The organism is Verrucomicrobiia bacterium, from assembly GCA_035495615.1.
Classification (GTDB): Bacteria; Omnitrophota; Omnitrophia; order Omnitrophales; family Aquincolibacteriaceae; genus DATJFP01.
The window spans coordinates 39,549-59,761 of sequence record DATJFP010000083.1; the positions used below are offsets into that span (position 1 = coordinate 39,549).

19 protein-coding genes are annotated in these 20,213 nt (G+C 58.3%); all 19 read left to right on the plus strand.

What is annotated here, in order from left to right; translation table 11 throughout:
* Positions 1–38: 38 nt before the first annotated feature.
* On the plus strand, positions 39–2,096 hold the full coding sequence (recG, locus tag VL688_10435) for an ATP-dependent DNA helicase RecG (protein HTL48461.1): 2,058 nt from the start codon (positions 39–41) through the stop codon (positions 2,094–2,096).
* Between the two features lie 68 nt (positions 2,097–2,164).
* Positions 2,165–2,761 carry a 16S rRNA (guanine(966)-N(2))-methyltransferase RsmD gene (rsmD, locus tag VL688_10440; GenBank protein HTL48462.1) on the plus strand — a complete coding sequence of 199 codons (597 nt, stop codon included), beginning with the start codon at positions 2,165–2,167 and terminating at the stop codon, positions 2,759–2,761.
* A complete protein-coding gene (gene coaD / locus VL688_10445; GenBank protein ID HTL48463.1) occupies positions 2,724–3,212 on the plus strand; it encodes a pantetheine-phosphate adenylyltransferase in 489 nt (162 codons plus the stop codon). Before rsmD ends, coaD begins: the two co-directional genes overlap by 38 nt.
* Before the next feature lie 27 nt (positions 3,213–3,239).
* The gene (locus tag VL688_10450) at positions 3,240–3,713 is read left to right on the plus strand and encodes a hypothetical protein (protein HTL48464.1); all 474 of its coding nucleotides are present in this window, start codon (positions 3,240–3,242) and stop codon (positions 3,711–3,713) included.
* A 4-nt stretch (positions 3,714–3,717) separates the two neighbouring features.
* Positions 3,718–3,921 carry a 50S ribosomal protein L32 gene (rpmF, locus tag VL688_10455; protein ID HTL48465.1) on the plus strand — a complete coding sequence of 68 codons (204 nt, stop codon included), beginning with the start codon at positions 3,718–3,720 and terminating at the stop codon, positions 3,919–3,921.
* 39 nt (positions 3,922–3,960) lie between these two features.
* A complete protein-coding gene (plsX, locus tag VL688_10460) occupies positions 3,961–5,013 on the plus strand; it encodes a phosphate acyltransferase PlsX (protein HTL48466.1) in 1,053 nt (350 codons plus the stop codon).
* Entirely contained in the window at positions 5,013–6,002 is a 990-nt protein-coding gene (locus tag VL688_10465) for a beta-ketoacyl-ACP synthase III (GenBank protein HTL48467.1), read from the plus strand. The genes plsX and VL688_10465 overlap by 1 nt, the downstream gene beginning before the upstream one ends.
* Before the next feature lie 8 nt (positions 6,003–6,010).
* On the plus strand, positions 6,011–6,967 hold the full coding sequence (gene fabD, locus VL688_10470; protein ID HTL48468.1) for an ACP S-malonyltransferase: 957 nt from the start codon (positions 6,011–6,013) through the stop codon (positions 6,965–6,967).
* Between the two features lie 17 nt (positions 6,968–6,984).
* Positions 6,985–7,734, plus strand: a complete 750-nt coding sequence (gene fabG, locus VL688_10475; GenBank protein HTL48469.1) for a 3-oxoacyl-[acyl-carrier-protein] reductase — start codon at positions 6,985–6,987, stop codon at positions 7,732–7,734.
* A 35-nt stretch (positions 7,735–7,769) separates the two neighbouring features.
* Positions 7,770–8,009, plus strand: coding sequence for an acyl carrier protein (locus VL688_10480; GenBank protein ID HTL48470.1), 240 nt, complete (start codon positions 7,770–7,772; stop codon positions 8,007–8,009).
* Positions 8,010–8,056: 47 nt separating this feature from the next.
* The gene (gene fabF, locus VL688_10485; GenBank protein HTL48471.1) at positions 8,057–9,304 is read left to right on the plus strand and encodes a beta-ketoacyl-ACP synthase II; all 1,248 of its coding nucleotides are present in this window, start codon (positions 8,057–8,059) and stop codon (positions 9,302–9,304) included.
* 61 nt (positions 9,305–9,365) lie between these two features.
* On the plus strand, positions 9,366–13,004 hold the full coding sequence (gene smc / locus VL688_10490) for a chromosome segregation protein SMC (protein HTL48472.1): 3,639 nt from the start codon (positions 9,366–9,368) through the stop codon (positions 13,002–13,004).
* Positions 13,001–13,549 carry a CDP-alcohol phosphatidyltransferase family protein gene (locus VL688_10495; protein HTL48473.1) on the plus strand — a complete coding sequence of 183 codons (549 nt, stop codon included), beginning with the start codon at positions 13,001–13,003 and terminating at the stop codon, positions 13,547–13,549. Before smc ends, VL688_10495 begins: the two co-directional genes overlap by 4 nt.
* Position 13,550: 1 nt before the next feature.
* On the plus strand, positions 13,551–14,162 hold the full coding sequence (gene plsY, locus VL688_10500) for a glycerol-3-phosphate 1-O-acyltransferase PlsY (GenBank protein HTL48474.1): 612 nt from the start codon (positions 13,551–13,553) through the stop codon (positions 14,160–14,162).
* Between the two features lie 131 nt (positions 14,163–14,293).
* Positions 14,294–14,578: a transcriptional coactivator p15/PC4 family protein gene (locus VL688_10505; GenBank protein HTL48475.1), complete on the plus strand. Its 285-nt coding sequence runs from the start codon at positions 14,294–14,296 to the stop codon at positions 14,576–14,578.
* 175 nt (positions 14,579–14,753) lie between these two features.
* Entirely contained in the window at positions 14,754–15,779 is a 1,026-nt protein-coding gene (gene recA / locus VL688_10510) for a recombinase RecA (GenBank protein HTL48476.1), read from the plus strand.
* Between the two features lie 51 nt (positions 15,780–15,830).
* Positions 15,831–16,325: a regulatory protein RecX gene (locus VL688_10515; GenBank protein HTL48477.1), complete on the plus strand. Its 495-nt coding sequence runs from the start codon at positions 15,831–15,833 to the stop codon at positions 16,323–16,325.
* Positions 16,315–18,927 (plus strand): alanine--tRNA ligase, encoded by a 2,613-nt coding sequence (gene alaS, locus VL688_10520; GenBank protein ID HTL48478.1) that lies wholly within the window; start codon positions 16,315–16,317, stop codon positions 18,925–18,927. Before VL688_10515 ends, alaS begins: the two co-directional genes overlap by 11 nt.
* A gap of 1 nt (position 18,928) precedes the next feature.
* Entirely contained in the window at positions 18,929–20,203 is a 1,275-nt protein-coding gene (gene hisD, locus VL688_10525) for a histidinol dehydrogenase (protein HTL48479.1), read from the plus strand.
* Positions 20,204–20,213 lie beyond the last annotated feature (10 nt).

The following is a 20,213-nucleotide window of genomic DNA, read 5'->3' on the forward strand; positions in this document are numbered from 1 at the left end:
TTTGTTGTCCCGCGGGCATCCGCCCGCGAAAAGGCACCATGCAAGAGGCCCCGACGCAAGCCCCGAATCTCCGTTACCTCAAAGGGATCGGTCCCAAAAGGGCCCTGATCCTGGAAAAGCTCGGCGTCTGCACGCTCCGCGACCTCTTCTATTATTTCCCGCGCCGCTACGAAGACCGCAGCCATCTCAGGCCCATCGAAGAAGTCCGGGCGGGCGAGCCCGTGACGCTGAAAGGCACGGTACTTTCCACGCGCCTGAAGCGTTTCCGCGGCATCTCGATCCTGGAAGTCCACCTGGGCGACAAGACAGGCATGATCCCGGCGGTCTGGTTTAATCAGCCGTATCTCCAGGCGCAGTTCGAGGAAGGCCGCGAAGTGATTTTTTTCGGCAAGCCCGACCTGCGTAACGACCGCCTTCAGATGAATTCCCCGGAATTCGAGATCCTGGATCCGGAGGAAGAGGCCGTGCATACCGGCCGCATCACGCCGATCTACCCCTTGACCGAGGGTCTGTACCAGAAAACCCTGCGCGGCGTTTTTCACGAGGCCGTGCAGCAGCACTTGGACGGCCTGATCGCCGAGTACCTGCCGGAAGATTTTCGCGAAACCCGCGGCCTTCTTCCGCTTCCGCAGGCCGTGCGTGAAATGCATTTCCCGTCGTCGCAGGAACTCCTCGACAAGGCGCGGCACAGGATTGTGTTCGACGAATTTTTTGTTTTCCAAGTCCTGCTGTTCCAGAAGCTGGAGCTCATGAAAGCGCGCCATAAAGCGCAGCCGCTTCGTGCCGAACCCGCGCATCTGGAGGAATTCCGTTCCGCGCTTCCTTTCCAGCTGACCTCCGGGCAGGAAGAAGCTCTGAGCGAAATCGCGGCGGAACTCGCTCTCGAAATTCCGATGAACCGCCTGCTGATGGGCGATGTGGGCAGCGGCAAGACCGTGCTCGGCGCCTTTGTAATGTTCCTTGCCGCAAAGCTGGGACGCCAGGCCGTGATGCTGGTGCCGACCGAAATCCTCGCCAATCAGCACCTGCAAACGCTGAAGAAGCTGCTGCAGCCCGCGGGCATCACGGTGAAGATGCTTTCGTCGGCGACCGCGCCCGCGGTGCGCGAAAAGATGCTGGCGGAGTTGAAGCAGGGGAAGCTCTCCTGCGCCATAGGCACGCATGCGCTCCTGCAGGAAGACGTGCGCTTCGCCTCGCTTGCCGCGGTCGTCATCGACGAGCAGCACAAGTTCGGCGTGTACCAGCGCTGCCAGCTCCTCAACCGGGAGCTGCGCCCGCACCAGCTCGTCATGACCGCGACGCCGATCCCGCGCACGCTCGCGCTGACCGTTTACGGCGACCTGTCGGTTTCGGCCGTGAAGACGCTTCCCGCGGGCCGCCAGCCGATCAAGACTTACTGGATCACGCGGCAAAAACAGCCGGAAGTTTTGCGGCACATGCTCGAAAAAATAAAAAAAGGCGAGCAGGCCTACTTCATTTATCCGCTCATCGACGAAACCGAAAAGTCAGACATGCGGGCCGCGACCGCGGGCTACGACGCGCTTCGCAAAGGCCCGTTCAAGGACGCGAAAGTCGGGCTGGTCCATGGCCGCATGCCGGGCGAAGAGCGCGATGCGATCATGCGCGATTTCAAAGACGGCAAAATCCAGGCGCTGGTGGCCACGTCCGTCGTGGAAGTGGGCGTCGATAACCCCAACGCTACGATGATGGTGATCGAAAACGCCGAACGTTTCGGCCTGTCCCAGCTGCATCAGATGAGAGGGCGTGTCGGACGGGGGCAGAAGCCGTCCGAATGTTTTCTATTCGGAGAACCCACGACCGATGAAGGCAAGAAGCGGCTGAGGATCATGACCAAGACGCAGGACGGCTTTGTGATCGCCGAAGAAGACCTGAAGCTGCGCGGTCCCGGGGATTTTCTGGGGACACGCCAAAGCGGGGAGCCGCTTTTCCGCGTCGCGCATCCGGTGCTGGACCAGGAAATCCTGCTGGAAGCGCGCGCGGCCGCCACGGAAGTCGTCAAGGGGCCGGATTGGGAGCAAAACCCGCGCTGGGCCGCGCTTAAAAAATTTCTCGATCATTTTCCCATTCGCTATTAAACTAGTGCGTTCTAACTGCCCATAGTACCGTAAAGCGGCAATGACCGCAGACTGCCGGGGAGGCAAGTATGAGAATTATTGGTGGTGAGCTCAAATCGCGGAAGATCCAGTTTCCGAAATCGCGCCTGACGCGTCCCATGACCGATCGCAGCAAGGAAACGGTCTTCAACATCATGGGCAGTCTGGTCGACGGCAAGCATATCCTGGATCTTTATTCTGGGAGCGGGTCGCTCGGACTCGAGGCCTTGAGCCGCGGCGCGCTGGACGTCGTCTTCGTGGACCGCGCGGATTGGGCCACCCGGGTCATCGAAAAGAACCTGGAAGACCTGGGGCTGGAAGCCAAGGCACGGGTGCTGCAAATCGACGTTTTGAGGGCCATCCAGAAGCTCGAAAAAGAGAAGCGGTTTTTTTCACTGGTTTTTGTCGATCCTCCGTTCAATCAAGGACTTGTGAAAAAGACGTTGAACCGCCTGGATCAATCTGCTATATTGACGCCCTTCGCTCAGGTCGTCGTGGGCCACTCGAGGCAGGAACAGTTGCCTGAGTCTCTTCAATCATTGAAGCTCGCGCGAACCAAGAAGATAGGTCAAAACTGCCTGTCTTTTTATTTCCGGTTGGAGTCACAGGATGGAGAAACGAAGAGCTATTTATCCGGGGAGTTTTGACCCTGTGACCTATGGTCACATCGACCTGGTTAAAAGGGCGTTAAAGCTGTTCGATGAATTGATTGTGGTCGTGGCCGTAAACGCGGGGAAAAATGCCCTGTTTACGATCGAAGAGCGCGTGGACTTCGTGAAGCGCGCGCTCAAGGGGATGCGCGGCGTCAAGATCGACAGCCTCGAAGGTTTGACTGTCGAATACGCGAAACGGAAAAAGGCGAGAACGATCATCCGCGGGCTTCGCGCCACGTCGGATTTCGATTATGAATTCCAGATGGCGCTGACCAACCGGCGCTTGTCCAAAGAAGTGGACACGGTGTTCTTGATGCCTTCGGAGAACCATTTTTATCTGTCCTCGCGTTTGACGAAAGAAATCGCCCTCCTTAAGGGAGATGTCTCCAAATTTGTTCCGGATTTTATTGCCGCGAAAGTACGCGAGCGCCTTCTGAATTATTAAGGGCGCGCCTTTCGCAGGGGGTCGCCTATGAAAGTTGTGCTGAGTGTTTTGCAGGAAGGGGTTCCCAAGGAAGTCACCGCGGCGTATGACCCCAAGAAATTGGAAGTGGAACTGGTCGACTTGAAGTTTCTCGAACCGCTGGTGCTTGAGGGCGTGCTTGTCAAACAGAACGAGACGCTGAGTTTCAAAGGCAACTTGCGCAGCAACGTGCGGCGCATCTGTGGCAAGACCCTGAAGGAAGTCGACGAGCCCCTGGACGTTGCGTTCGACCTGTATTACATGATCCAGGATAAGGAAGAGATCGATACGACCGACGATTTGCGTGAAGCGGTCCTGTTGGAGCAGCCCATGGTTTATTACGCGCCGGGCTGTGAAAACATCGATGTGAATTATCAGGACAAAGATCCTGAAAAAGAAAAGCCGGTCAAAGACGGCGAAGCGCTCAAAAACAGCCCTTTTGAGAAGCTGAAAAAAATTCGTGATCGATTGAAGGAGGAATAAGACAATGGCAAATCCGAAAAGACGGCATTCCAACACGCGCACCCGCACCCGCAGGGCGCATGATGCCCTTGACGTGATCAGCGCGACGCGCTGCCCGCAATGCGGCGCCGGCATCCGGCCGCACCGTGTTTGCGAGTCCTGCGGCTATTACCGCGGCCGTCAGGTCATGACCATCAAAGTCAGAGAAAAGACCCCCAAGGAAAAGTAACCTCAGGACCCTCGCGTCACTCAGGAGATCGTCATGTCGATGATTCGCGTTGCAGTGGACGGAATGGGCGGTGACTACGCGCCGGGCGTCGTGGTCGAAGGCGCTGTCTACGCCGCCAATGATTTTTCCAACTTGGAAATCGTGCTGGTGGGGCAGACGACCGCCCTCAAGCGCGAGCTGAACAAGCACAAGGTGCTCGGCGGCAAACTGGTTCTCCAGGAAGCCTCGGAAGTGGTCGGGATGGGCGAGGCGCCGGTCCAGGCCATCCGCAAGAAAAAAGATTCGTCGCTCGCCGTCTGCGTCGATCTCCTGAAGAAAAAAGAAGTCGACGCGGTCATGAGCGCCGGCAACACGGGCGCCGCGGTCGCGGCTTCGACCTTGAACCTGGGCCTGCTTCCGGGCATCAAGCGCCCGGGCATCGCCATCAGCACGCCGACGCTTCACGGCATCTCGCTGTGCATGGACGTGGGCGCCAATCTCAATCCTTCCGCCGAAGAACTTTACCAGTACGCTCAGATGTCCGACGTCTATGCCCGCTACATCCACGGCAAAAAGCGTCCGGCCATCGGCCTCCTCAACATCGGCGAAGAAGAATCCAAGGGCACCGATACATTAAAGGAAGCTTACAAGCTCCTCCGCGATTCCGGCCTTAATTTCGTCGGCAACATCGAAGGCCGCGATTTCTTCACCGGCCGCGTGGACTGCATCATCTGCGACGGGTTCGTCGGCAACGTGGTGCTCAAGATGTGCGAAAGCATTCTCGAGACTTCCGTCGCCATGATTGCGCGCGAGCTCAAGAAAAATCCCGTGTCGCTTCTCGGCGCCTGGCTGTGCAAGCCGGCTCTCAGCGCCATCCGCCGCGAAACCAACTATGAAGAAGCCGGCGGCGCGCCTCTTCTCGGCGTCAACGGACCCGTCATCATCAGCCACGGCATTTCTTCGGCGAAAGCCATCCGCAACGCCATCCGAGTGGCGGGCGAGATGGTTTCAAACCAGCTCAATGACAGGATCGTCGAGCAGGTGTCAGGCCAGGGGCCGAGCGGCGCTTCCGCCAACCGCAGCGCCCATCCCGCGAGCGAAGGACTGCATTGATGTCTTCATCCTATCGGGCATGCATCCGCGGCCTGGGATTTTACGTTCCGGAAAAAGTTCTGACGAATTACGACCTCGAAAAAATGGTCGATACCACCGACGAGTGGATCCAGACTCGCACGGGGATTAAAGAGCGGCGCATTGCCGCCAAGAACACGCCCGCGAGCGAGCTCGGCGCCCACGCGGCGCAGGCCGCGCTGAAAGACGCGGGGATGTCCGCCGCGGACATCGATCTTATCCTCGTCGCCACGATCACGCCCGACATGTTTTTCCCTTCCACGGCCTGCTCCGTCCAGAACCGCATCGGCGCCAAATGCGGCGCGTTTGACCTTGCGGCCGCGTGCTCCGGATTTCCTTACGCGCTTTCCGTGGCCGAGGCCTACATCAAGGCCGGCCTTTACAAAAATGTGCTCGTGATCGGTTCCGAAGTGCTTTCCGGCTTCATCGACTGGAAAGACCGCTCGACGTGCGTCCTTTTCGGCGATGGCGCCGGCGCCGCGGTCGTGTGCCGCTCGGAACAGGAGGGGCACGGCATTCTCGCTTCGTATCTCGGCGCGGACGGTTCCCAGGGCGGCATCCTCCAGATTCCCGGCGGAGGTTCCGTGCATCCGCCTTGTCCGGAATCCCTCGAAGCCGGCCTTCATTTTCTGAAGATGGAAGGCTCGGAAGTTTTCAAAGTCGCGGTGCGCACCATGGAAGTCGCGGTGCGCGAGGTGCTCAAGCCGGAAGGGCTGAGCCTGGATGACGTGGATTGGCTCGTGCCGCATCAGGCCAACAGCCGCATTCTCCAGGCGGTTGCGGAACGGCTGAAATTTCCCGAAGAAAAAGTGGTGACGAATGTGGCGCGTTACGGCAATATGTCCAGCGCTTCCACGGTCGTGGCTTTGACGGAAGCCGTGCACGACGGAAAAATCAAAAAAGGCGATTACGTTGTGCTGGTCGCTTTCGGGGGCGGGCTCACGTGGGCTTCGACCCTGATTAAATGGTAGGCGAGGACATGACGTTCAGCGAAAAGATCGGATTTTTATTTCCCGGCCAGGGCGCCCAGTCCGTCGGCATGGGCAAAGACCTCCACGATGGTTTTCCCCAGGCTCGAAAAGTTTTCGAGCAGGCCGATGCGGTTCTCGGCTATTCGCTCCGCAAAATCTGTTTTGAAGGGCCGGAAGAGGAACTCACGCGCACCTTGTACGCACAGCCCGCGATTTACACGCACAGTTATGCCGCGCTGCTCGTGCTGCGCGAGAAGTATCCGGACCTCACGCCTTCTTTTGCCGCGGGGCTGAGCCTGGGTGAATTCAGCGCCCTGACCGCCGCGGGATCAATCGCCTTCGAAGACGGCTTGAAGCTGGTCCAGATCCGCGCCGAAGCCATGGAAGAAGCCGCGAAAAATCATCCTGGAACCATGGCCTCGATCCTGGGGCTTTCGCCCGCGGACTGCGAAGGCGTGGCGCGCGATGCCGGATGCGAAGTGGCCAACCTCAATTCGCCGGAACAGATCGTGCTGTCGGGCACCGCTGAAACCATTGAAAAGGCCTGCGCACTCGCGGAACAGCGGGGCGCCAAGCGCGCGCTTCGGCTGAAAGTCGGCGGCGCGTTTCATTCGTCGCTCATGGCCGACGCGCGGGAACGCCTCACGGTCGCTCTCAGAAGCACACCGATCCGTCCGCCGCACTGCGCCTTTATTCCGAATGCCAAGGCCGCCAAGGTTTCCGATCCCGAAGAAATCCGCGAGCTGCTTTCCCGCCAGCTGACCAGCCCGGTCCGCTGGGTGGAAACCATGCTTCGCGCCAAGGAAAGCGGGCTTACTCATTTTCTGGAAATCGGCCCCGGAAAAGTCCTCAAAGGCCTGGTTAAAAAATCTCATCCTGAATTTCAAATCTTTCCCTGCGGCACGGCCGCCGACCTCGAAAAACTGGAATCCGCGGGCAGCGCCGTGGAAACCAAGGATTCCTGACCCTGACGGAGAACCTCATGACCGAAGTTTTGAAAGACAAAGTCGCGATTGTCACCGGAGCCAGCCGCGGAATCGGCCAGGCCATTGCCGTGGCCATGGCCCAGCAAGGGGCGAAAGTGGTTTTGTCCGCATCTTCCGTGGACAATTTGACGGAGACGGAACAGCTGATCAAAGCGGCCGGACATGGCGCATGCATTTTGACGCAAGCTAATGTCAGCATTGGAGATGAAGTCAATGAGGTCGTAAAAATAGCGCTTGACACCTATGGAAAGATAGATATACTCGTCAACAACGCGGGGGCCACCAAGGATAATTTGCTCGCGTTAATGCCCGAGACTGATTGGGATTACGTTCTTTCTACGAATCTAAAAAGCGTTTTTTTATTTTGTAAAGCCTGCAGCCGTCCTATGGTCAAGCAGCGCTCCGGTTCGATCATCAACATTTCCTCGGTGGTTGGGATTACCGGAAACGCGGGACAGGCCAATTATGCAGCGTCTAAGGCAGCCATCATCGGTTTCACGAAGTCCGTCGCCAAAGAATTGGCGAAAAGAAACATTCGGGCGAATGCGATCGCTCCGGGGTTTATCAGGACTCGAATGACGGACCAGTTGCCAGCGAATGTGCAAGACAAAGTCAAAGAACAGATCGCGCTGGGACGTTTCGGAGAAGTTCAAGATATCGCCCAAGTAGCCGTATTTTTAGCGTCGGACGCCGCCAGTTACATGACAGGGCAAACCCTGGTTGTGGATGGCGGATTAGTGATCTAACACAGCAGCTTACCATCATCACCAAGGAGGAATAAATGGCTGTTCAGGACAAAATCACCGAAATCATCGTCGAGCAATTAGGCGTAAAGCCCGAAGAAGTTATCCCCGAAGCTTCCTTTGTTGATGATTTAGGCGCCGATTCCCTTGATACGGTGGAGCTGGTTATGGCTCTCGAAGAGGAATTTGGTATCGAGATCCCCGACGAAGATGCCGAGAAGATCCAGACTGTCGGCGATGCCATTCGTTACATCGAAGAGAAGTCTGCTCAGAAGTAAGATCATCCAATCTTAAGCCTGATCAACAACATTCCCACACTTTTCCCGTGAGCAAACGACGCGTGGTCGTTACCGGCTTAGGGATGATTACTCCCTTAGCCGTCAACGCCGAAAAAACCTGGCAGTCTTTTCTTAAAGGTGAGAGCGGCACAGGGCTGCTGACGCAGATCGACGCGTCAAAGTTCAACTCCAAAGTCGGAGCCGAGGTCAAAGGCTTCGATCCCGCGCTTTACTTCAAGCCGAAAGACATCCGCAAAACCGACCGGTTCGTCCAGTTTGCCGTGGCCAGCGCCAAGATGGCCATGGAAGACGCGGCGATTAAGGTGGAAGCGCTTGATCCGTACCGCATCGGCGTGCTCGTCGGTTCCGGCATCGGCGGACTTCGCGTCATCGAAGAACAGCACAAGGTGCTCCTCGAAAAAGGCGCGGACCGTGTTTCGCCCTTCCTTATTCCCATGCTCATCGTGAACATGGCTCCCGGGCAGATCTCGATTTCCCTCGGCCTCAAAGGCCCCAACAACTGCGTGGCCACCGCCTGCGCCACGGGTTCCAATGCCATCGGTGATGCGTTCAAGATCGTCCAGCGCGAGGAAGCGGACATCATGTTCGCCGGGGGCAGCGAATCCTGCATCACGCTGCTGGGTTTCGGCGGCTTTGATGCCATGAAGGCGCTCAGCACCCACAACGATGAACCGTCCATGGCTTCGCGGCCTTTCGACGCGACGCGAGATGGGTTCGTGATGGGTGAGGGGTGCGGCGTTCTGGTCCTGGAAGCGCTCGATCATGCCAAGAAGCGCGGAGCCAAAATCTATGCGGAAATCGTCGGTTACGGCATGACCTCCGACGCCAGCCACATTACGGCTCCCGATCCGACGGGCGAGGGCGCGGCGCGCTGCATGATCAACGCCATGAAAGACGCGGGGCTGAAACCTGCGGATGTCAGCTACATCAATGCGCACGGTACGTCCACACCGCTGAACGATAAAGTCGAAACGCTCGCAATCAAGAAAGCATTCGGCGAAGACGTGGCGCGCAAGGTCAAGATCAGCTCCACGAAGTCCATGACCGGGCATCTGCTCGGCGCGGCCGGCGGTGTCGAGGCCGCGGTTTGCTGTCTCGCGATCCGCGACCAGATCATTCCGCCGACGATTAACTACAGAAATCCGGACCCTGACTGCGATCTTGATTACGTTCCCAACCAAGCGCAGAAACACCCGGTGAAAGTTGCGATTTCAAACTCGCTTGGCTTCGGCGGACACAACGCTTGTGTTGCATTCAAAGCATTTGAAGAGTAGAATACCCGCGTTTCAAGTTCCATCCTCATCATTCCCAGTTTCTTTTTTTTCGGAGGCCTGAGTGCGTCTTAAGAAGCTCGAGCTTTTCGGTTTCAAGTCGTTCGCAGACCGCACCGAAGTCCACTTCCACAAAGGCGTCACCTGTGTCGTCGGCCCTAACGGCTGCGGCAAGAGCAACATCTCCGACTCCATCCGCTGGGTGCTCGGCGAACGCAGCGCGAAAATGCTGCGCGGCGCCAAAATGGAAGACGTCATTTTCGCAGGCACGGAATTCCGCAAGCCCGTCGCCTACGCCGAAGTCTCCCTGACAATCGACAACCAGGACCGCGGCCTTCCCATCGATTACAACGAAGTCACCATCACGCGCCGCCTCCACCGCTCCGGGGAGAGCGAGTACCTTATTAATAAGACCAACTGCCGCCTGAAAGACGTCCAGGACCTCATCCTCGATACGGGCATCGGCTCCAATTCCTACTCGATGATCGAGCAGGGCAGGATCGACTACATCCTCAACGCCGACGCCGACGAGCGCCGCTTCCTCATCGAAGAAGCCGCGGGCATTTCCAAATACAAGCTCAAAAAAGAAGAAGCCATCCGCAAGCTGGAGCGCACGGAACAGAACCTGCTGCGCATCCGCGACATCGTGGCCGAAGTGCAGCGCAACATTCAGTACGCCGAGCGCCAGGCCAAGCGCGCGCAGCGCTACCAGGAACAATTCGAAAAACTAAGGAACCTCGAAATCCGCCGCGCTTTTTTCGAGTTGGATCAGATCCGCGCGGAGCTCGCCGGACTCGGGGAGATGCGCCGCCAGCAGGAAGAGGAAATCCGCCTCATGGATGAAAAAATCACGGCTTGCCGGCGCGTGCAGGAAGAAATCACGTCGGCGCTGCGCGGCATCCTCGATCGCTTTTCCGCGGAGGAAGCGCGCCGTTACGGGCTCAAGGCCAAGATGGAGCAGAACGAGCAGCAGCTGCGCTTCCACCAGGAAAAGCGCGTGGAACTGGCGCTTCGCCGCGGAGAAATCCAGCAGGAGAAGTCCCAGATCCAGGAGCGGCTCCACAAAACCGCCGCGGAAATCACTGTGAAGCAGGGCGAAGCCGACGGCCTCGAAGCCGAACATCGCAGCGCGGAAGAAGGATTTTCCGTAGCGCGCCAGACCTTAAACGAAATCGAAGACCATCTCGAAGCGGCCAAGTCGCTTTTCGACGACATCAAAGCCCAGGCGCTCGAAGCGGCTTCCTCCGCCGTGAAGGTCCGCAACGAATACCACAAAGTTACGGCCTTCCTCGAGACCAGCGTCGAACAGAAAAAACGCCAGGAAGCGGGCGCGAACCGCTACCGCCTGGAAATGAACCAGTGGCAGGCGCGCAAGGACGACTGCGAACAATCTCTCCGCCACTTCGAGGGTTTGCTGGAACAGCTCTCGGAGCAAAAAGGGCGTTCGGAGCAGGAAGCGCAGTCGCTCCGGGACAAAATCCGGCAGACTTCGGAAGTGATCGAATCCATGGAGCGCTCGCTGCACGAGAAAGAAACGCGGCGTAATCTCTTGAAGGAAATCGACGCGGCCTCAGGGCTCAGCCGGGAAGCGATCCTGCAGGAGCTGAACGAAGAGGAGCGCGGTTATGTCCGGCATCTCCGCGATGTGCTTCACGTCGAATCCGGCTATGAGGTGGCGGTCGAAGCCGTTCTCGGCGAATTCGCTCACGCGCTCGTCACCGGCCGCCAGGATACGGCGGCACGTCTTCTCGGCCTGATGGCCGGCAAGAAAAGCGCTCCGGCGGGCCTGCTCGTGGCCGAAGAAAATACGGAACCTCCTTCCGCGCGGCTGGATTTTTTCACGGATCTTCCCGAAGCCGGAGGCGCGCTGCTTGACGTCGTGCGCATCGAAGAGGCCTGGAAGCCCCTGATCGAACCCTTTTTCTCCCGCGTCTACATCCTGAACTCTTTTGACCCGGCCCGTTTCCCGGAATTATTCGCACGCGCGCGCCAGGTTCAATTCGTGACCCGCGAAGGCCTGATCATCGGCCCGAACGGCCGCGTCTTTTTCCGGCAGGAACAGGCGACCGCGGAGCACAGCTTTTTCAAGCGCGGCAATGAGATCGAAGTGCTGGAAAGCGAAGTCAAATCCACGCAGGCTTCGCTCGAACAGTCGCAGGCCATCCTGGCGGAAGCCGCGGCCCAGTTTGCGAATGCCGAGGCCGAGCTCGAGAAGATCGAGAAGGAATTCGTCGACGCCAAGATCCAGAAGGAATCTTTCGAATCGCTCCGCAAGGGCATGCAGGAAAGGCTCGGCTCCTTTCAGCGCGAGCTGGACCTTTTCTCCTATGAGCAAAACGAGATTTTGACCCGCGAGGAAGAGGCTATTTCCCAGCGCACCCTGCTGGAAATCGAGATCATGCGCTGCGAAGAGCGGCAAAGGCAGGTCCGGTCCGAACAGGAAACCGTGCTGCGCGACATGGAGCGGATGGAAAAGTCCAAAAGCGCGGCGTTTGCTTCATTTTCCGACCACAAGGCCAAGCTCGACCATCTCGTGGAACGCCGCCGCTTCCTCGAAGAGGCCCTGGCCCTGCACCGCGAGCAGGAAAAGCGCGACCGCCAACGCGCGGAGTTTCTCGACGCGGAATCCGCGAGGATCCAGGAGCGGGAAGGCAAGCTGGACGAGGAAGACACGAAACTTCGCGAATCCCAGGCCGTGCTGCAGGACGAGTCCCGCGACTGCGATGTGAAGCTCGAGCTGATCCGCCAGGAAAAGGTTGCGGCCGAGGAAAAGATGAAGGCCGAGGAAGAGACGCTGCTGACGTTCCAGGACCGCAAACACGAGGCGGAGACCCGACTGCACAACGAAGAAATGAAAGTCATGGACCTGGGCTACCAGGAAAAGAATCTCCATGAAAAGATGCAGCAGAGCTACAAGATCGACTTGGCGACGCTCCAGGCCGCCGAGTATCCCATGACCGAGGCCGAGCGCCCGGAAATCGAAGGCACGATCGCGCAGCTGCGGGAAAAGATCGAGTCGATCGGCACGGTGAACCTTTTGGCGATCGAGGAATACGATGAGCTGAAGCAGCGCTTCGACTTCCTCATGGGCCAGCAAAAGGACTTGGAAGACGCGCGCGACGCGCTCATGGAAGCGATCCGCAAGATCAACCGCACGACCAAGGGGCTTTTTGAGACGACATTCCAGGAAGTCCAGAAAATGTTCGGCGAATACTACAAGACGCTTTTCCGCGGGGGCGAAGCCCAGCTCATTCTGGTCGACGAGGCCAATCCGCTGGAGTCCGGCGTGGACATCGTGGTCCGTCCTCCGGGCAAAAAGCTCCAGCACATCAGCCTTCTTTCCGGCGGTGAAAAGGCCATGACCGCGCTCGCGCTCATGTACGCGCTGTTCAAGATCAAGCCTTCGCCGTTTTGCGTGATGGACGAAGTCGACGCGCCTCTCGACGAAGCCAACATCGACCGCTTCCTTGCGGTCTTGAAGACCTTCATCACGACGTCCCAGTTCATCATCGTGACGCATAACCGCAAAACCATCGCGATGGGGGACACGCTTTACGGCGTGACCATGCAGGAAGCCGGCGTCTCCAGGATCGTCTCGGTGAAGGTCAATACGGACGCGGCGGACGAAGCTTTCGAAGAACCGGCTCAGGCTGCGGACGACAGGGGCGCGGCCCCCGTTGCCGAAGAGCCTCTCCCGTCTTGAACCTTCCCAACTACCTGACGCTTTTAAGAATCCTGCTTTGCCCCTTCTTTTTCACGTTCCTGGTTTCTTACGAGACGGGCAAAGAGCATTACCGCTGGCTCGCTCTGGGAGTTTTTGTTTTCGCAGCTTTTACGGACGCGCTGGACGGCTTCCTGGCGCGGTTTCGCCACGAGCAGACCGAGCTCGGACGCTTTTTGGATCCGCTCGCGGACAAGCTGCTGCTGCTCAGCGGATTTCTCGGGCTGCTGTTCGTGGGCGCGCTCCGGTATCAGCCGCCGCTTTGGGTGACGGTCGCGATCGTGTTCCGCGATATCGTCCTGATCGGCGGCTTTGTCGTGGTTTTTTTCGTGACCGGCACGTTCCGCGTGCAGCCCAACGTGCTGGGCAAAGTCACGACCGGTTGTCAGACGGCCACGCTCGTCGGCCTGCTTTTAGAATGGAAAGGGGCACTGCTCATCTGTTACGCAACGGCGGTGCTCAGTATTTTGTCGTGCCTGGCCTATCTTGGCCGGGACGTGAATCTCCTGCAGATCAAGAAGGATTGACATGACCTCTTTACAGACCGTTCTTTTCTTAGCCGCCGCGTATTTTCTCGGAAGCCTGCCCTTCGGGCTTTGGGTGGCGCGCCAGGTCCAGGGCATTGACATCCGCGAGCACGGCAGCAAAAACACAGGCGCGACGAACGTCTTCCGCGTCGTCGGCAAAAAGTGGGGATTCTTCGTGCTCTTTCTCGATGCGGCCAAAGGATTTGTCGCGGTGAACCTGCCGCGCTGGACCCTGGGCGCGGAGCTGTCCTACTCCTGGCTGGTGATGCTCGGCGTGGCCGCGATCCTCGGCCACAGCTTTTCCCTGTGGCTCGGTTTCAAAGGCGGAAAGGGCGTCGCCACTTCCCTCGGCGTTTTTATCGGCGTTTGTCCGGTGCCCGCGCTTCTGGCGTTCAGCCTTTGGATCCTGATTTTTTCGATCAGCCGCATCATCTCGGTCGCATCGCTTGCCGCCGCCGTCGTTTTTCCCATTGCCGTCGCACTCACGTGCCGGGGCAAACCGGGATTTCCGGCCTTGCAGAGCGTGAGCCTGCTGCTCACGGTCTTCATCTTTTACACGCACCGGGCCAACATCGGACGCCTCAAGCGCGGCGAGGAAAAGCGCCTGATCTGATCGAGCTCGTCCGGCCCGGAAGCCGGGCAAGAACGCAATGAACCCTCCAAAAAATCGAAGATTTTCCGCAATCTCGGGTAGAATCACGCGCCTGTCTTTCAAAAGCCGACTCTGACCCAAGGAGAAGGCCAATGTCATCCGTCAATCCTCCCGTTTTTACGCTCGTCAAAAACCACTGGGAAAAAATCGGCTTTGCCGTTCACGACTATGGCGGCCACCGCATCGTCGACATGCGCGTCTGGACCCGCCGGAAAGGCGGAAGCGGTTTTCTTCCCACCCGAAAGGGGATTTGCATTCCCCTAAACCAACTGAAGGCTTTCCGTGAAGGATTGGAACTGCTTGCCAAGACAGTAGAAACGGCTTTGCCCGGGGAGAGTAATACATACCGGCGCGACGCCGGAAATGCCGTCCATTAAGTGCTTTACAGGTTATATCTAACCCGCTAAAATACCACGAGTTGCGTCGGTTTTTATTCCTATCTGCCTCGCACCTCCAAATCTGAGTCAAGGAGAACTGAAAATGGCCAAAAAATCCGAAGCTGAAACCAAGGGCAAGTCGGAGCTCGATCGGACCCAAGAAAATCTGAAGAAGATCACGCAGGAAAAGCAGAAAGCGCTCGACCTCACGCTTTTGCAGATCGAAAAGCAGTTCGGCAAGGGTTCCATCATGAAGATGGGCGTGAACACAAAGGCCAATGTGGAAAGCCTCCCGACGGGCGCCTTGACGCTCGATCTTGCCACCGGCATCGGCGGCGTTCCGCGCGGCCGCGTGGTGGAGATTTACGGCCCGGAATCCAGCGGTAAGACGACGCTCACGCTCAGCATCATCTCGCGCGTGCAGGCGACAGGCGGCGTCGCGGCTTTTATCGACGCCGAACATGCGCTTGACCCGACGTATGCCCAGAAGATCGGCGTGAAACTGGACGACCTCCTTATTTCGCAGCCGGATTCCGGCGAACAGGCGCTGCAGATCGCCGAGATGCTCGTGCGTTCGAACGCGGTGGACCTCATCGTCATCGACTCCGTGGCCGCCCTTGTTCCGCGGGCGGAAATCGAAGGCGAGATGGGCGATTCTCACATGGGATTGCAAGCGCGCCTCATGTCGCAGGCGCTTCGCAAACTTACCGGCATTATCAGCCGCTCGAAAACCTCGATGATTTTCATCAACCAGGTCCGCGATAAAATCGGCGTGATGTTCGGCAATCCGGAAACCACGCCTGGCGGCAAGGCGCTGAAGTTCTATGCCTCCATGCGCCTGGACATCCGCAGGATCGCGACCCTGAAAAAAGGAGAAGACGCGATCGGTAACCGGGTGAAGGTGAAGGTCGTGAAGAACAAAGTCGCGGCGCCGTTCAAGACCGCGGAATTCGACATCCTGTTTGATGAAGGCATTTCGCGGTCGTCGAGCATCCTGGATCTCGCGGTGAACCAGCAAGTCATCGAGAAGTCCGGGGCCTGGATGCTGTACAACCAGGAAAAACTCGGCAACGGACGCGACGCGGCGCGCCTTTTCTTGAAAGAAAATCCGACCCTGCTCGAGGAAATCGAAAACAAGGTCCGGGAAAAAATGCTGAGCGGAAACGCGGTCCTGGCCGCGGCGCCCGCCTCGGACGAATAGCAGTAGGACGACGGTCCCGGGTCATTTCCGGTCCTTCACCATTCCTGCAGCATGCAGACAAATTCACGAGAAAACGAGGCGTTCGTTTATTCCCTGAAGCTGCTGGGAATCAGCGCCCGGAGCCGCAAGGTCCTGGGTGAAAAGCTCGAGGCGAAGGGATTTCCGTCCGCAGTGGTGGAGTCGACGCTCGCGAGGCTGGAAAAAACCGGCTTCCTGGACGACAAGACTCTGGCGGCGGGCCTCGTAAACCGGTACAGCGTTTCGACGCCTTCCGGACGCCGGCGCATTGATTTCGAGATGAAGCGCCGCGGCGTGCCGGCGGAAATCCGGCGGGAAGCCCTGGAAAGCCTCACGGCGGAACAGGAGCGGGAATCTGCTCTTGAGCTGGCGAGGCTCAAATGGCAGCGCCTCGGGCGCGTGGAGCCGCAGGCGCGCAGGAAAAGAGTTTACGATTTTTTGCTCCGCCGCGGTTTCGATCATGGGACCGCGCGCCACGCGTTGGCGGAATTGAAGGCGGGCGATCAAGAGGAATTCAATGAAGACTGACGAGATCCGGACATCTTATCTGGAGTTTTTCCAAAAGAAGGCGCACCGCTACGTCTCGAGCGATTCTCTCGTGCCGCAGAACGATCCTACGCTGCTGTTCACGGGCGCGGGCATGAATCAGTTCAAGGACTACTTCCTGGGCCTGAAGAAAGACATGACCCGCGCCACAAGCTCTCAGAAATGCCTGCGCACCGGCGACCTCGAAGAAGTCGGCAAGACCGCGTACCATCATTCTTTTTTCGAGATGCTTGGGAATTTCTCGTTCGGGGATTACTTCAAGGCCGAGGCCATTGCCTGGGCCTGGGAATATCTCACGCAGGTGCTCAAAATTCCGGTATCACGGCTCCGCATTACCGTGCATGAGACGGACGACGAAGCCTACAACATCTGGAAGAACACGATCAAAATCCGTCCCGACTGGCTTTATAAGATGGGGGACAAATCCAATTTTTGGCCTGCGAACGCGCCAAAGGATGGGCCGAACGGCCCCTGCGGCCCGTGCTCAGAAATTTATTTCGATCAGGACCCTTCGCAGGGCGAAGGCGGCCACATCGAAGACAAGCGCTTCGCCGAAATCTGGAACCTGGTTTTCACCCAGTACGACCGCCAGGACGGCGGCAAGCTCGTGCCGCTCGCGCAAAAGAACATCGACACGGGCATGGGCCTCGAGCGCCTGGCCTGCGTGCTGCAGGGCAAGAGCACGAACTACGAGACGGACAATTTTCAGAAAATCAACGCGGCTGTCGCCCGCGAATTGAAAATCAAGCAGACCCCGGAAAATGCCACGCGTATCTACGCGGTCAGCGATCATGCGCGCGCGGTGGTTTTTTCCATCGGCGACGGCGTCATTCCCTCGAACGACGGCCGCGGCTACGTGATCCGCAAGCTCATCCGGCGAGCGCTGTGGCACGGTTATGAAGCCACGCAGGGCGGCCTCGAGAAACCTTTCCTGTATGCGGTCGTGGACGACATTTGCGCGGTGATGGGCAAGGTCTACCCGGAAATCGTGGAAAACAAACAAAGCATCGTGACTTCGCTGAAGGGCGAAGAAGAGCGTTTCCTCGTCACGCTGGAGCGCGGTTTGGACAAGCTGCACGACTATATCAGCAATCCTCCGAAAGGCGTCCACGGAAAACTGGACGCTGCTTTTGCATTCGAGCTTTACGACACTTACGGCTTTCCCTATGAGTTGACGCGCAAAATCGCCTCGGAAAAAGGCTGGGACGTGGACGAGAAGGGATTCGAGCGCTTGATGGAGGAGCAGCGCAAGCGCGCCAAAGATGCGACGAAAATCTCCGGCGCGATTTTTACGGTCTCGGATCTCGAAAAAAAAATCTCCGGCCTTGCGGCCACGCGTTTTCTCGGTTACGAGTCGCTCGAAAGCAAGGCCCGTGTGCTGTTCGCTGAAGTCCGCGGCGGCGAAGGCGTGGCCGTCTTGGACCAGACGCCTTTTTATGCGGAGAGCGGCGGCCAGGTCGGGGACTGGGGCGTGCTCGAAGGCCGTGGATTCCGCGGCGAAGTGACGGACACCGTCAAAAAAGACCAGCTGTTCATCCACCACTTCAAGGTCCTGTCCGGGACGCTCAAAATCGGCGACGAGGTCACGGCCAAGATCGATGCCAAGCGCCGTGATTCCATCATGCGCAATCACACGGCCACGCACCTGCTGCATGCGGCCCTGCGGAAGCTTCTCGGCACGCAGGTTCGCCAGCTCGGCTCCCTGGTGGCGCCGGACAGGCTGCGTTTCGATTATTCGTATTCCCAGGCGCTCAGCGACGAGCAAGTCCGCGCCATCGAAGATGCCGTCAACGAGCAGATCCTGCTCGACGCGGACGTGACCAAAGAAGAAAAATCCATTGAGCTGGCCAAGGCCGACGGCGCCATTGCGTTCTTCGGCGAGAAGTACGGCGACCGCGTCCGCGTGGTGACCGTGCCGGACTTCAGCAAGGAATTCTGCGGGGGCACGCATTGCCACAGCACCGGCCAGATCGGCAGCTTTTACATCGTGAGCGACAGTTCGATCGCAAGCGGCACGCGGCGCATCGAAGCCGTGACCGGCAGCGGCGCGGTCCTGTACGCGCGAAATCTTCGCGGCGAAATCGGTAAGCTCGCGGAACTTTTCAAGACTTCGCCTTCCGGCGTGGCCGATCGTGTCGTGAAGCTGCAGGAATCGGTCAAGAAGCTGGAAAAGGAGAAACGGCAGGGCGTGACCGCAACGGCCGACCCGAAGAACATCCTTTCGTCGGCGCTTGCGGCCGGCAAGATCCGCTTTGCTTCATACCGTCTGGGACAGGGCGCGGAAGTCGAGGATTTGCGCCGCTTGTCCGATGCCATTCGTTCCATGAGCGAGAAAACGGTTTATTTCCTCGGCACGGAAAACGAGGAGAAAATTCATTACGTGATCGGGCTCAGCCCGGATTTGGGCAAGAGCAGCCTGGACGCGCGGGAAGCCATGAAAGCGCTTTCGAACCTTCTGAACGGCAGCGGCGGCGGGCGCAAGGAGCTTGTTCAGGGCGGCGCAAAAAACGAAGGTCAATTTCAAAACCGCTGGAACGACATCGTGGAAAATGCGGTGCGTTATCTGAAAGAAGCTGAGGTCTGACATGCAGGTCCTTCCCTGGGACAAACAAACGCAAAAGAAAATCTGCCGCGATTTCGGCTCGGCTTTTGATTCGAAGATCTTCAAGAAGGTAAGCCGCATCCTTTCCGAGGTCCGCGCGCGCGGTGACGTCGCGATCCGGCGCTACACGCGGGAGTTCGACGGGCTTGATCTGCCCTTGAAAAGAATCGCCGTGAGCCAGGGCGACATCAACGCGGCCTTCGAAAAAATCCAGGTCAAATTCGTGCCGCTGCTCCAGCAGATCACGGCGAACGTGGAAGAGTATTACAAAAAGGAATTAAGGCAGTCGTTCGAAATCCACGGCAAGGACGGCATCCACCTCGCCAAGCGCTACCAGCCTCTGGAGCGCGTGGGTATTTATATTCCCGGAGGCACGGCGCCGCTGGTCTCGACGGTTTACATGACCGTGATCCCGGCCAAAGTCGCAGGGGTCAAAGAGATCGTCATCGCCACGCCGCCCAACCGCGACACCGGCGAGATCAATCCGAACATCCTGGCCGTCGCTAACCTTCTCGGTGTCAACGAAATCTACCGCGTCGGAGGCGCGCAGGCCATCGGCGCGCTTGCTTTCGGCACGCGCACCATCAAGAAGGTGGACAAGATCGCGGGCCCAGGCAACATGTTCGTGACCGAGGCTAAGCGCCAGGTTTACGGTTTCGTCGATATCGACATGGTGGCGGGTCCGAGCGAAGTGGCCATCATCGCGGACAACTCCGCGGACGCGGATTACGTGACCTGCGATTTGCTGGCCCAGGCTGAGCATCACGGCGGCATGCCCTATCTTGTGACGCCGTCCAAGAAATTGATCGAGGCGATCCGCAAGCGCGTTGATACCGGCTATATCATTCAGGTCAAATCGCTGCAGGAAGCCTGCGAAGTGGCCAACGAGATTGCCCCGGAGCACCTCCAGCTCATGACGGAAGAACCGGAAAAGCTCATGAAGCTGATCAAGAGCGCCGGCGCTATTTTTGTGGGGCCGTATTCTCCCGCGGTCGTGGGGGATTACATCGCGGGTCCGAGCCACGTGCTTCCCACGGGCGGCACGGCGCGCTATTTTTCCCCGCTCAGCGCCTCGACTTTCATCAAGAGTTCCCACGTGATTTCGTATACCAAGGAAGCGCTGGCCAAGGCGCGCGAACATGTCCAGCTTTTGACGGACATGGAAGGGCTCGTGCTGCACCGGATTTCCCTCGAAGCGCGCTTCATCAAAAAAGACGCGGCCGAAGCGGCGGCGCCTTCAGCCACGGCTTCTTCATGAAAACGAACAG